Below are 15,994 nucleotides of genomic sequence, written 5' to 3'. Positions count from 1 at the left end.
TATGCAGTAAAAATTGGGTTAACCTTCCCGATAAGAAGATTAACCCAATAAAAAAATAAATGGAAACTACTTCCTTATTCCAGATACTTCGTAATCTTTCCGCTGATTTGCAACAGGGATATTTCGCAAAGTTTCGTATTGTATTCGGCAGAGAGGATGCGTTCCTCTGCATCTAACAAACTTTTTTGTGCTTCGCGCACCTCAAAACCGGAGAGGTCTCCCTGTATATAACGGTCCATGGCAATATCGTGGTTGTCCTTGGCGGTTATCAGGTTCTGACGTTCCAGATTCAACAATTGGAGATTGTTGCGATAGGCTTGCCATAGGTTACTGAGATCAGAGCGGAGTGCTAACTCCATGTCCTGTCGTTCCAGACGACGATTTTTGAAAGCCAGACTCGCATTTCTCTTTTCGCGGCGGCGATTACCGTCGAATATATTAAAACCGACAGTTATTCCGGCATTGAAACCCAGTTCACCTCTTCTACTGTTTGCGTTGATGTCATACTTGTTGAACGTATATCCATATCCGGTATTTAATTTGAGATATGGATAGTTGCGTGAGTTTATTTTCTTGTAGTCCAATTGGGCAAGTACTGTGTTTTGATCGGCCTTGAGCAAAGAAGCATTGGTTGCTAACGTAGAATTCCACAAATCATCAAATTGCAAGTCGCTGTGTACGTCGATAGTGGAGTCTTTGATAATAATGTTTTGATTGACATTGTTGTTAGCCATCAGTTCATTCAACTGGATGCGTGAAGAATGTAGCAATTCCTGTTGTTTGATGTATTGGGCACTGTCTGCATTGAAATCCACCTTTGCCTGCTGATAATCCAGCCCTGAAAACTTACCGACCAGGTGACTAGCCTCGGCTATGCGCAAGCGCTCTTTGGAAAGTGACATTGCATAATGAAAGTTTTTCAGACGAATCTTCTGCTGGATAAAATTATAGTATTCGGAAGTCAGGGCAGCGATAAAATCTTCAATGGCAATACGCGTGTTGGTTTCCCCCTGACGTTCCAGCTCTTTCAACTGTTTGTAGGTGGTACTGATATTGAATCCGTCGAAAATAGTCCAGTTGAGGTTAAGACCGACATTAACTGTCTGATCGTAGACTCCGTTGTTCTTTGTTATTTCTCCGGTAGCACGCGCCTTGGTCTCAATATTGTCCAGGTTTCCGGTATATCCGGCAGAGAAGTCCAGTGTAGGCAGGTAACCTGCATTTCCCAACGTTGCGTTGTTTTTGCTGATCTGCTCTTCGTTATGGATGATACGTAAAGAGTAATTGTTTTGCAATCCTTCTTCCAGACACTCCTTGAGAGTGAGAACTTGTGCCTTTGCAAAAGAGACTGATAAGAAGGCACATGCAATGGTGATATAAATGATGCGTTTCATGCAAATTCCTTTCTGTTTCATTCTTGTAGTTTTTTGATTCGGTTAGTCGAAATGTAACTGTAAATAGCCGGTACAATGTACATCGTAAGCAGAGTGGATACGACCATACCACCCACTACCGCCGTACCCATGGCAATACGCTGGTTACAACCTTCTCCGGTGGCAAATGCCAGCGGGATAAGTCCCAAAACCGTAGAGGCACTTGTCATCAGAATCGGACGGAGGCGTTGAAGGGCAGCATCTTTGATGGCGCTCATTTTATCCTCTCCGGCTTCCTGTTTCTGATTGGCAAATTCTACAATAAGAATACCGTTCTTCGCCACCAGACCGATCAGCATGATAATACCGATCTGACTGAAAATATTCATCGTAATATCTCCGAAATACATGAAGACCAAAGCTCCGGCAATAGCCAGCGGCACTGTCAACATGATAATCAATGGATCTTTGAAACTTTCAAACTGGGCTGCCAGAATCAGGTAAATCAAAAGGATAGCCAGGATAAAGGCGAACATCAGACTGGAGGAACTTTCACGATATTCTTTCGAGTCTCCCGACAGGGCAGTGCGGAAAGTGTCATCCAATGTTTCTTTGGCAATCTTATCCATTTCATCCAAACCTTGTCCGATTGTTTTGCCGTCTGCCAATCCCGCAGAGATGGTAGCTGACACAAAACGGTTATAACGATACAACTTTGGAGGTGCAATACCGCTTTCCAATTCAATCAAGTTGTCCAGCTGAATCATATCCCCGCTACTGCTACGGACGTAAATAGCTTTCAGGTCGGCCGGTTTGTTTCGTTGTTGGCGGTTGATTTCACCAAGAATTTCGTATTGTTTACCGTTCATATAGAAATATCCCATACGTTGGCCGCTTAATCCATATTGCAGCGTTTGAGCAATGTTTTTGGTACTTACTCCCATAATACTGGCCTTGTCGCGGTTGATCTGAATACGAGCTTCCGGTTTACTGAACTTCAAATCAACGTCCGCCATCTGGAAAACAGGATTCTCATATATTTTAGCCATAAACTTGGGCAACACTTCTTCCAGCTTTTCCAAATTGGTAGCCTGAAGTACATATTGTACAGGCATGCTTCCACGACGTCCGCCGAAAGAAGACTGCTGCTGTACGAATGAACGCGCCATTGTTTTCTTCTGTACCGCTTTTGATATTTTCTCTGCCACATCCATCTGGGTATAATTACGTTCATTCATATCCTTCAGCGTGATGCGCACGTTTCCGCTACCGCTGGATACACGGGCAGTTACAGCCTCTGCATCAGGCAGAATGGAGTCTACCAGTTGATTGATGTCTTCTGTGTAATCCCTGATATATTCATAGGTGACGCCTTCCGCTCCTCGTGTATTGATACTGATTTGCGAACGGTCTTCAAGTGGGGCCATTTCCGCAGGAACTGCATTCCACAGAATACCAATCAGGCAAATGGTGATGAAAGTAAATGGAAGAGCGATCCAGCGTTTACTAAGAAAAGCGGCAAGCGAACGGCTGTATAGCCGGTTCATTCCTTCAAAGAACGGTTCTGTTTTTGCATAGAACCAACTTTGTTTTTCCCGTTTAATGAGTAACTTCGTTGCCAACATCGGAGTGAAAGTCAATGCGGCAAATGAGGATATAATCACCGAACCTGAAATTACGATACTGAACTCACGGAATAATCGTCCCGTCATTCCATCCATAAAGACGATAGGGAAGAATACCGCTACCAGCGTAATAGTGGTGGAAATAACGGCAAAGAAAATTTCTTTGGCTCCTTCTATTCCCGCTTCTTTCGGGGCCATTCCTTTCTCTATACGGATGTAGATATTTTCCGTCATAACGATGGCGTCATCTACCACCAGTCCCACCGATAGTACGATGGCGAGCATGGAAAGCACATTGATGGAGAATCCTGCCAGATACATAACGAAGAAAGCACCGATAAGGGAAACAGGGATTACGATACAAGGCACCAACGTGACGCGCCAGTCACGCAGGAAGAGGAAGATAATGATGATTACGAGTACAAAAGCTTCATATACAGTGGACTTAACCTCATTGATAGACGCACGGATAAACTTGGTATTATCAAAACCATAATTATAGTGTACATCTTCCGGCAAGTCTTTTTTCATTTGCTCCATACGTTGGTATACAGCATCCGCAATCTCAATGTGGTTGGCTCCCGGCTGTGGAATGACTACGACACCCACCATAGGAACGCCGTTCATCTTCATATAACTCTTAATATCAGCCGGCCCCAGTTCAGCACGTCCGATATCACTGAATCGTACAATACGGTTATTCTCTTCTTTGACAATCAAGTCATTGAATTCATCTGCGGTATGCATCAATCCTAGTGTACGGATCGTCAACTCGGTGGTATTTCCTTCGATACTACCTGAAGGAAGTTCCACATTTTCGTTATCTACAGCGTTTTTAACATCGACGGGAGTGATACCGTAGCCTGCCATCTTTACCGGGTCGAGCCAAAGGCGCATGGAGTAACGTTTCTCTCCCCAGATAGACACACTACTTACATCGGAAATAGTCTGTAATTGTTCTTTCACAGTCAGATCCGCTATTTCACTTAACTCCAACAAAGAACGTTTGTCACTTTGAAGGGCAACCATCAAGATAGGCATGGCATCGGCATCCGCTTTTGAAACTGTCGGTGGGTCACAGTCGCGAGGCAGATAACGTTGGGCACGTGAAACCTTGTCACGTACGTCGTTGGCCGCTGTTTCCAGATCGACGGACAATTCAAATTCTACAGTGATACGGCTTTGCCCCTGCTGGCTCACACTGGACAAAGAACGGATACCGGGAATACCGTTGATATTCTGTTCCAACGGTTCAGTTATCTGGTTTTCGATAACGTCGGCATTAGCTCCCGGATAAGAGCAGCTGACAGAAATAATCGGATTATCTACCGACGGATATTCGCGGACACCCAAATAGTTGTATCCGATGAATCCGAAAAGGAGGATAATAATCGTTAATACTGTGGCTAATACCGGGCGACGTATACTTAATTCGGAGATGTTCATTGATTTATGATTTCTGATTTCTGAATTATGATTTCTGAGTTATGGATTGAAGATTTCTGATTTTTGAATTCTGATTTCTGATTTCTGAATGTTTGCTGGATTCTGCTGACTTATAAATCATAAATTATTTGGCTTTATAAATCATAAATCAGAATTCATAAATCATAAATTCTCATTCTTCAATATTGTCAAGTGTTACGGCGAGTCCGGTACGGAGTTGCAATGTTCCTGAAGTGATGATTGTGTCTCCTACGTGCAATCCTCTAATCACTTGCACTTCAGATGCGGTGCGGATACCGGTAATAATATCCACCGGTTCGGCCTTTCCTGATTTATACAGATAGACTTTATCTTTACCCATTTCCGGCACAATTGCTTCCGTTGGGATGGCTATTGCATTAGGTATTTCATCCTTTTTCAACAGTACACTGGCATAACGGCCGGGAAGCAGGGTGCGATTGACATTCGGGTATAATGCACGGGCGGTAAATTGATGCAGATTCGGATCGATGGCAGATTCTACAGCGTATACCTGTGCGCCAAAAGCATCCAATGTTCCTTCAACGCTGAAATTGAGATTGGTACCCTTTTTAATTTGCTTGGCATAGCGTTCCGGAACGGAAAATTCAACCTTCAGTGGAGCGATTTTTGTCAGCTTGGCAACGACTGTGGTCGGAGACGCATACGTACCGATACTGACTTGGCGAAGTCCGATCACTCCGTCAAACGGAGCACGTAGCTCTGTCAGTTCAATATTAGCTTTGATAATCTCTATATCGGCATTCAGGGTTGCTAAATCCGTTTTCACCTGTTCGTAGGCTTCTTTACTGACAGCATCCCGTTTCAATAAAGCATCCTGGCGGAATACACGGTCTTCTGCCAGTTTCAATTGCGAAATCAACCTTTGCAATTGTGCCTGCAACTGCCTGTCATTCACTTTGGCTAGTAATTGGCCTTTCTTTACGGCTGTTCCTTCTTCAAAGTTGATTTCTACAATCTTTCCCGACGTTTCGAAAGATAAATCCACTTCTTCATCGGGTAGAAGTACACCAGTAGTGGTGAACTCATCTGTCAGAGATTGTGGTTTTATGACCTTGGCATTTACATTTAAAACTTGTTTCCCTCTTTTTTTATTACTGCCCATCACTTTGTCGGCGGCTGCTAGTTCGTCGTTTTTTTTCGGTAATTGTGAGTAGATTCCTCCACCGATAATCCCGGCACCAACAAGAATAATGATGCCCCATTTAGTCTTCTTATTCATGGTTTAGTATTGTATATGGCAATTATATTGTACATCTTCAAAAATTAGACTTTCCCTGATGGGAAAGGTTTAAAGAAAGGAAGAGTAAAAAAGAGTTAATCAGTAAGCAGCCCGATATTTTCCTTCCTCTTTATCTTCCAACATATTGAGATAAGAGGTATAACGGGATTCGCTGATGAGGTGCTCTTCCACTGCTTTGCGTACGGCACATCCCGGTTCATGACGATGTGTACAGTTGCCATATTTGCAGTCGGCGGAGGTTTTGAATATTTCGGGAAAATAATGTCCGATCTCTTCTTCTTCCATATCAAATGTGCCGAAGCCCTTGATACCCGGAGTATCGATGATATAGCCATCTCCTTCCACAGGGAACATTTCGGAGAAAGTAGTAGTATGCATTCCTTTGTTGTGGTAGGAAGAAATTTCGCCGGTCTTGGTTTCTATGCCCGGCAGTATGGAATTGATAAGAGTCGATTTGCCGACTCCCGAATGTCCGGAAAATAAAGTAATCTTGCCTTCCAGTGCTTTTTTGATTTCAGCCACTCCAGTGCCGTTCTTTGCGGAAACTTTGAAGCAAGGGTAGCCGATTTGTGTGTATAAGTTGATAAGGGCGTCCAGATAGCGGAGTTCATCTTCGTCGTAAGCATCTACCTTATTAAATACCAGTTTGACAGGGACACGATAGGCCTCTGCGGATGCAAGAAAGCGATCAATAAAAATAGTGGAAGTTTCCGGATAATTGATGGTTACCACCAGCATACACTGGTCGAGATTGGCAGCAAGGATATGAGATTGTTTGGAAAGATTGGATGAACGGCGGATGATGTAGTTCTTTCTATCTTCTATTTCACTGATAAAAGCAGTGCCTTCCTGATTAAGTATAATTCGGACACGATCACCCACTGCAACAGGATTAGTACTGCGAATCCCTTTCAATCGGAAATTCCCTTTGATTTTACATTCAATAGATTGTCCGTCATCGGTTTTCACCTGATACCAACTACCCGTGTTTTTGATTACTAATCCTTTCATATAAATTATAAATTAAAAATGAAGAATGAAGAATTCAGGCTGTGTTTCAACTGAATAATACAGCATTATAATTCCTCATTCTTCATTCTTAATTCTTCATTATTTTTTAGACGGTCATAATTTCTTTATCCTTTTCAGCCAGCATATCATCGATTTGTTTGATATACTTATCATGGATTTTTTGCAGTTTGGCTTCCGCATTCTTCTGCTCGTCTTCTGCCAATCCGTCTTTTACGGCCTTTTTCAGTGCGTCGATGCCGTCACGACGCGCGTTGCGTACGCTTACTTTAGCCGTTTCGCCTTCTCCTTTACACTGTTTTGCCAGTTGTTTACGACGTTCTTCCGTCAGGGGAGGGATGCCGATACGGATCATTTCTCCATTGTTTTCGGGCATGATACCGAGGTCAGAGTCGATAATTGCTTTTTCGATGACACGGAACATGCTTTTATCCCAAGGCTTGATCACGATACTGCGGGCGTCCGGAGTAGTAATTGCTGCTACATTGCTGATAGGTACCATACTTCCGTAAGAATCTACGCGGATACCATCTAATAAGCGTGCACTCGCTTTTCCGGCGCGGATATGTGCCAGTGCTTCTTCCAGATACATGATGGCCATATCCATCTTTTCTTGTGCATTTTCAAGGCAAGTCTTTACGTCTACCATATTTTTTGAGATTTAAAATTGCATTTTGATTGATTAAGTAGCAAAAGTATATTATTTTTTGTTCATCTGCAACAGCATACCCATCTTTTTTATGAGTGACTTGCCAATGATAATCAGGGTAACGGCGGTGATAATCATTAAAATACCCATCATTAAGCGGGGAGTCAGTTTTTCGTGAAACAGGAGAACACCGAAGAATAAAGCTGTCACTGGTTCCAGAGCACCCAATATTGCTGTTGGTGTAGAGCCTATATAATGAATGGCCAGTGCGGTACAGACCAGTGATACGGCAGTTGGCAGGATGGCGAGTGATAATACATCGGCCCAGAGCCAGGCAGACGGTATTACTTGTAGTTCCGTACAAAAATTTAAACGGACGATATAAACCGATAGTCCGAATAAAATGGCATAGAAGGTAAGTTTCGTGGTCGGCAGGTTTTTCAATGTCGAACGGTTTACACCTACTATATATATAGCATAAGAGAGAGAAGACAACAGAACAAAGATAATTCCCAAAGTCGATAGCGGTTTGTTGCCGTCTCCCTGATAAAGCAAGGCAATGCCTGAAAGTGCCAGCAGGATGGAGAAAACGGTAATGGCGGAAATCTTTTCCTTGAAGAATATTCCCATGATGACAGCTACCATCACCGGATAAACAAACAGAATCGTAGAAGCAATTCCGGCATCCATATAATTATAACTCATAAACAAAAGCAGTGATGAAAAAGAGAATAACAATCCCATAATGACTAAGGGCAAAACGTCTGCCTTATGAAGTGCAAAAGACTGGTGCTGCATTTTCATCAGAATACCCAATACGATTGTCGCAAAGAAGTACCGGTAGAATAAAACGGTATCGACACTCATTCCGGCTGCATAGAGCGGAAGTGCAAAAAGAGGATTCATACCGTAGCTCGCAGCGGCAATCGCTCCATAGATAAAACCTTTGGTTTTGTTAGTCATTGTTTTGCTTTTTTTAATGGCGTGCAAAAGTACGCAGTTCACCAATGATAAACAAGTGTTTAGGCGGTTGATAGTATAATTTAATCTTTCGTATGCTAAAAACTATTTCTTGGTAAAGAGATAACTAATCTTGTTTATGCATAAAATTAATCGTCTGACTATAGTCGAACTTGCGTCTGACTACTGTTAAACTTACGTCTGACTATAGTTGAACTTTCGTCTGACTATAGTCAGACGAAAAAGAATTAACTGTCAGATGATTAATTTTATTCGGTAGGGAGATTAGTTATACGCCTCCCGAGTAATAGTCTGCAGGCAATAGGCAATCAGGTTTTTGAATAAACACTTGCATATATCTTGGATTTTCCCGAATATTGCATCTGAATTATCGAAAAACACAGATGACCAAAGCTAAATTTCTTGTTGTTTATTGCCTGTTCATATCGGGACTTTGTTGCATGGCAAATGTGACGAAGGATATCAATATGCGCTTTAAGGACGTAAGGCAGGGACTTTCTCATCAAACAGTCAATTGTTTCTATCAGGATGAATTCGGATTTTTGTGGATCGGCACTCAAGACGGGCTGAATCGATTTGACGGACGTAAGTTTGAAGTATTCAAACCGGATAACGCTAATCCTTATTCCATCAATATCAATAATATCAGGCAGGTTTGCGGAAATAAAGCCGGATTGCTCTTTATTCGCAGTTTGCAGAGCGTGACTCTTTATGATATGCGTTTGAATCGTTTTAGGGTGTTGCGTGAAGGAGAAGTTGCGGGAATCTGTTATGCGCACGATGCATTATGGATAGCTACCGGAAAGGAAATCTACCGTTATCGCAACCTCGACCAGGCGCCCGAGTTATTCTTTTCATTTCCTTCGGATGAGGAGGATGTATTGATGAACAGTCTCATGGTTCGTCAGAATCAGACAGTGGTGGTGGGTACTTCTTCGAAAGGTGTATACTGCATCGACCAGTCTGCACATATCACCCGGCGTATGGATGTGGGAGCTGTCAATTCAATAACAGAAGATAGAAACGGGAGTATCTGGATAGCTACCAGAAACAGAGGGCTCATACGGTTGGATGAAGATGGAACACTTACTCATTTCAAGCATAATAAGGTAGCTGAAAATACGATTAACCATAATAATGTGCGTCATGTGACGCAAGCTAATGATAGTCTCCTGTATATCGGAACCTATGCCGGTTTGCAGACTTTAAACCTGTTTACCGGAGAGTTTACAGATTATGAATATGACTTGAATGTGGAGGCGGCCGATATACGTTCCATTATTTCGATGCATTACGACACTTCGGGGACTTTATGGTTGGGGACTTTCTATCAGGGAATCCAATATTATAATGTAGCGAATGATGCTTTCCATTTTTACCGCTCGTCTACGGCTGTTGGCGGTCATTTGAATTCTTATATTATCAGTTCCATTGCCGAAGACCGTTCCGGCCGGATCTGGTTTGCAAGTGAAGGAAGCGGGTTGAACTATTATGATAAACATACCAAACGCTTTTTCCCTTTAAAAAAGGTCTATTCTCAAGAGCTTTCTTTTAAGATAGTGAAGTCTCTTTATTATGAGAAAGAGCCGGATTATCTTTGGGTAGCTTCTCTTTATCAGGGAATCAACCGGATTAATCTGTCGACCGGACATATAGAATCTATCTCGGAAAACATCTATACTCCGGAAGGAAAAACAGTTGTTGACAGAGCCTATAATCTGGTGAAAATGATAGAGTTTGCCGGCCACGATTCTTTATTGATAGCTGCCAAGGGAGGATTGCTTGTATTGGATAAAAAACACCTTCGACTTCATCATTTCGAACACCCTTCGTTGGCTGCCAAACATCTGTCGCAGGTTTGGGATATGACGTTTGACAAAGACGGGGATCTATGGCTGACTACCTCTTTTGATCTGATACGAGTCAACCTCAAAGCGGGCATTGCCCATAGTTATCCTTTCTCCCAAATAGCGCAGAGTACAGCGCAGCATCACATCAACCACATTTTATGTGATAAGAAAGGACGTATATGGCTGGGATCGACAGGCTCGGGAATTTATCTATTTGATAAGAAGACAGATTCTTTTGTGGGATACGGAGCGAAACAGGGATTGGAAAATGGATTTATAACCGGATTGGTGGAGAGTCCTTTGGATGGTTCTATCTATGTGGCAACCAATGGTGGTTTCTCTAAATTCAACCTGGCAACGACTACATTCGAGAACTATAACAGACAGAGTGATTTTCCCTTGAATAATATAAATGACGGAGGGCTGTATATTGCGTCCGACCACGATATTTACGTGTGTGGTCTGGCGGGTATTGTCTCTATCGCCCAGGAAAAGCTGAACAAACAGTCTGTTGACTATGATGTGTTTGTAAAACGGGTGCTTGTGGATAATACGGAAATACAACCGCTTGATTCGTTGGGGCTTATCAAAGAAACCGTATTGTATGAACATCGGTTAGTATTGCCGCCCAGATATTCTTCCGTCACTTTTGAGATAGCAAGTAACACCCTGAATAATATTTCTAATATCGGTCTGGAATATAAACTTGAAGGCTTTGACAACGAATATATGAAGGCGGGCGATAATACGATGATTACCTATACCAATCTTCATCCGGGGCATTATACTTTCCATGTCCGTGGCGACCAGGTGGGCGTTCACGGTCGGGAAGCACCTTCCGTTAGTTTTGAGCTGATAGTGGAGGCTCCGGTTTATCAGCGGGCATGGTTTATTTTGTTGATGGTGCTGGCAGCTATCCTTATTGCCGGCTATATTATCCGTATGTTCTGGATACGAAAAACCTTGCGGCACTCTTTATTGGCCGAGAAACGGGAAAAAGAGTATATCGAAAGTGTGAACCAGTCCAAACTGCGGTTCTTTACCAATGTATCGCATGAATTCCGTACTCCGTTAACGCTTATATCCAGCCAGCTCGAAATGCTCCTGATGCATAAGGACATTATTCCTGAAGTATATAATAAGATTCTGGATATTTATAAAAATTCCCGCCGGATGAATAACCTCGTGGATGAAGTCATTGATATCCGTAAGCAGGATCAGGGATACTTGAAACTAAAGATTTCTAAAGAGAATATTGTGGCGGTGATAGAGGAAATTTGTGGCTCTTTCTATAGTTATGCCCAACTGAATAAGATAGATCTCCGCTTTTCTTCCACTCTGAAAGAAGCAGATTTGTATATTGACAAAACACAGATAGAGAAAGTATTCTATAATTTATTGTCCAACGCTTTTAAGTATACGAAGCCTGGTGACTGGATTTCTGTTGAGCTGTCAGCGGAAGGAGATAATGACATTGTGATTTCAGTCAACAACCTGGGGGTAGGCATTGATAAATCCAAGATCAAACATGTATTTGAACGGTTTTGGCAGGATGATTCGGCAACAACCACACGAACTGTCAAAGGATCGGGCATTGGATTGGCGATGGCGAAAGGAATTGTAGAATTGCATCAGGGAACCATCGGAGTGGAAAGCGAACTGAATGGAGTTACCTCTTTTACCGTTACTCTCCACCGGGATGCGAATATGAATATGGAAGCCTCTTCCTCCGCAGACGAGCACGTTGCCGAACATTATATAATAGAGCCTCAAGAAATCTCGGAAATGGTGAAGCCGGATAAAACGGTGAAAATACTGATTGTAGAAGATAACCCGGAAATGCGTAAAGTATTGACGCAGATTTTTGAACAGATATATGAGGTATATACGGCTGCCGACGGGCAGGAAGGATTGGAACGGGCTTCTTCGCTCCAACCGCAGATGATTGTAAGTGACATCATGATGCCTGTCATGTCCGGACTGGAAATGTGCGAGAAGTTGAAAAGTAATTTGCAGACCAGCCATATACCTGTTGTCTTGCTGACAGCCCGCAACCGGGAAGAACATACCTTGGAAGGCTTGCAGACAGGTGCGGATGATTATATCTCCAAACCTTTTAATATCAAGATATTGGTAGCCCGGTGCAACAATATCATCCAAACTCGTAAACTACTTCAACAACGGTTTGTTCGAAACGACGAACCTAAAGTGGAAGACCTTCCGTTTAATCCGATCGATAAAAAGATGTTGATGGATGCTACGGCGATTGTGGAATCTTATATTGATAACCCAGACTTTGACGTAGCTACTTTTGCACGAGAAATGTGTATGAGCAGAACGTTGCTTTTCACCAAATTGAAAGCATTGACCGGACAGACCCCGAATGACTTTATTTTATCTTTGAGACTGAAAAAAGCAACAGAAAAATTGCGGAATGACCCCAATGCCCTGATTGCTGATATAGCATTTGATTACGGTTTTTCTAATCCAAGTTATTTTATCCGGTGTTTTAAAAATGCTTATGATATTACTCCGGCTGCTTATAGACGGAAATATACAAACTCTTAATTTATAGTATTTTAGGTGCTTTCTGCCTGACGAGATTTGTACTATTTGAACTTTTATACGGACGATTCTATTATTCGAAATCATTAATAATTGGGATTTTTGCACTGTAATCATTCAAATTATTACATAGTATGAAAAACATCGTAATTAAATGGGCTGTGTTCCTGACAGCCTTTCTTATCTCTTTAGAGGTTAGTGCTCAAAACGTCAGAGTTTCTGGAGTGGTGACAGACGCACTTGGACCGATCCCCGGAGTTAATATCATGGAGGAGGGGACTACTAACGGTACAGTGACGGATGTAAATGGAAAATATTCAATCAGTGTATCGGCTAAATCTACCCTTGTTTTTTCTTGTATAGGATATAAGGAACAAAAAATACGTGTCGGTACGAAAACGGTACTGAATGTGAATATGGTGGAAGAGTCGAAAATGCTCGATGAATTGGTGGTTGTCGGTTATGGAGTTCAGCGTAAGAGTGATGTGGCCACTTCGGTAGCTTCGGTCAAAGCGGATGAAATGAAAACATTTCCCGCCGGAAATGTGGCTGACATGTTACGTGGACGTGCCGCAGGTGTGAATGTAACGAGTAGTTCCGGACGACCGGGATCGACTCCTTCGATTACCATTCGTGGTTCCCGTTCTATCAGTGCAGACAATGCACCTTTATATATTATAGATGGTTCTCCTTCCAGTGCAACAGAGTTCAGTACGTTGAGTGCGGATGATATTGAATCGGTTGAAATTCTGAAAGATGCTGCGTCGCAGGCTATTTATGGTGCACGCGCCAGTGACGGTGTGGTACTGGTGACTACCAAACGTGGTAAAGCCGGAAAAGTGGAAGTCAACTATAATGGCTATCTGGGTATTCAATCTCTCTGGAGAAATTTCGATTTCTACTCTCCCGAAGAATATATGCAGCTTCGTCGTGAAGCAAAGGCGCATGATAAAGGAATAATTGATGCGCGTGAGATTTCTATAGCCGAAGCGTTGGAAGACGAGGTGATGCAACGGGTATGGGCCAGCGGAAAGTTTATCGACTGGGAAAAAGAAATGTTCAGAAATGCAATCTATCATAATCATGACGTCAGTGTACGTGGAGGAACAGAAAAAATCAAAGTATCGGCAGGTGCCAACTACTTTGACCAACAAGGAATGGTGGTTACCGGATCGGGGTATCAGAAGTTTTCTTTAAGACTGAATCTGGACTTTGAAATAGCCAAATGGATTAGTTTCGGTATCAATTCTTCTTATGCGATGACAAAACAAGATCGTGAGGATGGTAACTTTAATGATTTTATTACCAGTTCTCCATTGGCGGAGATATATGATGCGGATGGCAAGTATACAAAATATATCAACTCGGAAGGAAATTATAATCCTTTGTACCGTGCCGAACATTATGGACGTGAAGTAACCCGTGATAATTACCGCCTGAACTTTTTTATGGATGTGAAACCTTTCAAGGGATTCAATTATCGTCTGAATACTTCTGTTTATAATCAGACGTCTGAAGACGGTTCTTATAAAGATTCCCAATATCCGGGAGGCGGAGGAACGGCCGTTCTTGACGAATCGCGTACACAGAACTGGCTGGTTGAGAATATTGTAACCTATAAAGTGCCTATCCGGAACAAGAAACACCAGTTGACATTGACCGGCGTTCAGTCTGTCGACCATAATGGGTCGAAGTCTATCGGGTACTCGGTTGAAAATCTTCCGGTGGATAAAGACTGGAACTTCATTTCTCAAGGTGAGTTTACAGGCAAGCCTCGTCGTCAGTTTAATGAAAATAACTTGGTGTCTTTCATGGCTCGGGCGCAATATTCGCTTTTAGATCGTTATTTGTTGAACGTGGCTGTCCGCCGTGACGGTTCCAGCCGTTTCGGAAAAGAAAATAAATGGGGAACTTTCCCGTCGGCAGCTTTTGCCTGGCGTGTCAATCAGGAGAGTTTCCTAAGAGATGTGTCGTGGATTGATAACCTGAAACTGCGTGTGAGTTATGGTATTGTAGGTAATCAGAACGGTATCGGCAATTATACTACTTTGGGACTGGCTGATAATAAAGGATATGAGTTTGGAAATGTTTTTCAAATGGGATATTTGCCGGGCAAGGAACTGTCTAATCCAAACCTGAAATGGGAACAGTCTGCAACAGCTAACTTTGGTGTTGACTTTAGTTTCTTCAATGGGCGTCTGAATGGTACGGTTGAGTATTATAATACTCATACGAAGGATTTGTTGGTGAAACGTTCCCTGAATGCGTCACTCGGATATACTACCATGCTAGATAATCTGGGAAAGACGAAATCCAGTGGTATCGATCTTTCTTTAAATGGTGACGTGGTACGTACAAAGGAGTTTACCTGGACACTCGGAACTAATTTCAGCATGTATAAGAATGAAATTGTCCGTATTGACGATACTCTCGATGAGAACGGGAAACCGGCAAGTCAGGTAGCCCAGGGGTGGATTATCGGAGAACCGATCAATGTATACTATGATTATCTGATAGATGGAATTTTTCAGTATGATGATTTTGATATCACTCGTGATGGTACGGGAAATCTGGTCTATACACTGAAAAACACCTATGATAGTGATAATGACGGTGTGGCCGACAGTCCGATTAATTACGGTGGCGCTATTGAACCGGGAATGGTCAAGGTGCGTGATAACAACGGGGATGGAAAGGTTACAGCTGATGACAGGGTACCTATCCGTAAAGATCCGAAGTTTACACTCTCTCTTTCTTCTACATGGAACTGGAAAGGATTTGACCTGTTCATGGACTGGTATGGAGTTTCCGGCAGAAAGATTAAGAACGGTTATTTGTACGAGTATAATTCCGGTGGTTCTTTACGTGGAAAATTGAATGGGGTGAAGGTGGATTATTGGACTCCGTTCAATCCTTCGAACAAATTCCCACGTCCTTCTTATAGTGCGGACCCTGCATATTTGAGTGCCATTGCCATTCAGGATGCTTCTTATATCCGTTTACGCACCTTACAACTGGGATATACTTTCCCCACCCGACTATTGAAGAATACTCCGATTCATAAATTACGATTGTATGCAACTGCTACTAACTTGCTGACATTTACGGAGTTTAAATCTTATAGTCCCGAACTGACTCCAGGGTCTTATCCGGAGTCCAGACAATATGTGTTTGGTGTCAATGTTTCATTCTAA

The 15,994-nt window shown here is 42.5% G+C and carries 8 protein-coding genes; 2 read left to right on the top strand and 6 right to left on the bottom strand.

What is annotated here, in order from left to right; all coding sequences use genetic code 11:
• Nucleotides 1-74 precede the first annotated feature (74 nt).
• The 6 genes from LPH68_RS03420 to LPH68_RS03395 all read right to left on the bottom strand — a co-directional run bounded on the left by LPH68_RS03420 (nt 75) and on the right by LPH68_RS03395 (nt 8,367).
• On the bottom strand, nt 75-1,415 hold the full coding sequence (locus LPH68_RS03420) for a TolC family protein (protein ID WP_081352715.1): 1,341 nt from the start codon (nt 1,413-1,415) through the stop codon (nt 75-77).
• Nucleotides 1,412-4,444: an efflux RND transporter permease subunit gene (locus LPH68_RS03415; protein ID WP_151923040.1), complete on the bottom strand. Its 3,033-nt coding sequence runs from the start codon at nt 4,442-4,444 to the stop codon at nt 1,412-1,414. The genes LPH68_RS03420 and LPH68_RS03415 overlap by 4 nt, the downstream gene beginning before the upstream one ends.
• A 172-nt stretch (nt 4,445-4,616) precedes the next feature.
• Nucleotides 4,617-5,705 (bottom strand): efflux RND transporter periplasmic adaptor subunit, encoded by a 1,089-nt coding sequence (locus LPH68_RS03410; RefSeq protein WP_004316320.1) that lies wholly within the window; start codon nt 5,703-5,705, stop codon nt 4,617-4,619.
• A gap of 99 nt (nt 5,706-5,804) precedes the next feature.
• Nucleotides 5,805-6,737, bottom strand: coding sequence for a ribosome small subunit-dependent GTPase A (rsgA, locus tag LPH68_RS03405; RefSeq protein ID WP_008770689.1), 933 nt, complete (start codon nt 6,735-6,737; stop codon nt 5,805-5,807).
• A gap of 106 nt (nt 6,738-6,843) precedes the next feature.
• Entirely contained in the window at nt 6,844-7,404 is a 561-nt protein-coding gene (gene frr, locus LPH68_RS03400) for a ribosome recycling factor (RefSeq protein ID WP_008650070.1), read from the bottom strand.
• Between the two features lie 51 nt (nt 7,405-7,455).
• Nucleotides 7,456-8,367, bottom strand: coding sequence for a DMT family transporter (locus tag LPH68_RS03395; RefSeq protein ID WP_004299199.1), 912 nt, complete (start codon nt 8,365-8,367; stop codon nt 7,456-7,458).
• 401 nt (nt 8,368-8,768) lie between these two features.
• Between LPH68_RS03395 and LPH68_RS03390 the strand changes: the two genes are divergently transcribed.
• Together LPH68_RS03390 and LPH68_RS03385 are read left to right on the top strand one after the other, a co-directional pair.
• The gene (locus LPH68_RS03390) at nt 8,769-12,803 is read left to right on the top strand and encodes a response regulator (protein ID WP_151923039.1); all 4,035 of its coding nucleotides are present in this window, start codon (nt 8,769-8,771) and stop codon (nt 12,801-12,803) included.
• A 131-nt stretch (nt 12,804-12,934) separates the two neighbouring features.
• Nucleotides 12,935-15,994, top strand: a complete 3,060-nt coding sequence (locus LPH68_RS03385) for a TonB-dependent receptor (protein ID WP_151923038.1) — start codon at nt 12,935-12,937, stop codon at nt 15,992-15,994.

It is taken from the genome of Bacteroides sp. 1_1_30 (genome assembly GCF_020982715.1).
In the GTDB taxonomy this organism is placed as follows: Bacteria; Bacteroidota; Bacteroidia; order Bacteroidales; family Bacteroidaceae; genus Bacteroides; species Bacteroides xylanisolvens.
Note: the sequence above shows the minus strand (reverse complement) of the source record. Positions and strands in the feature narration are given on the sequence as shown.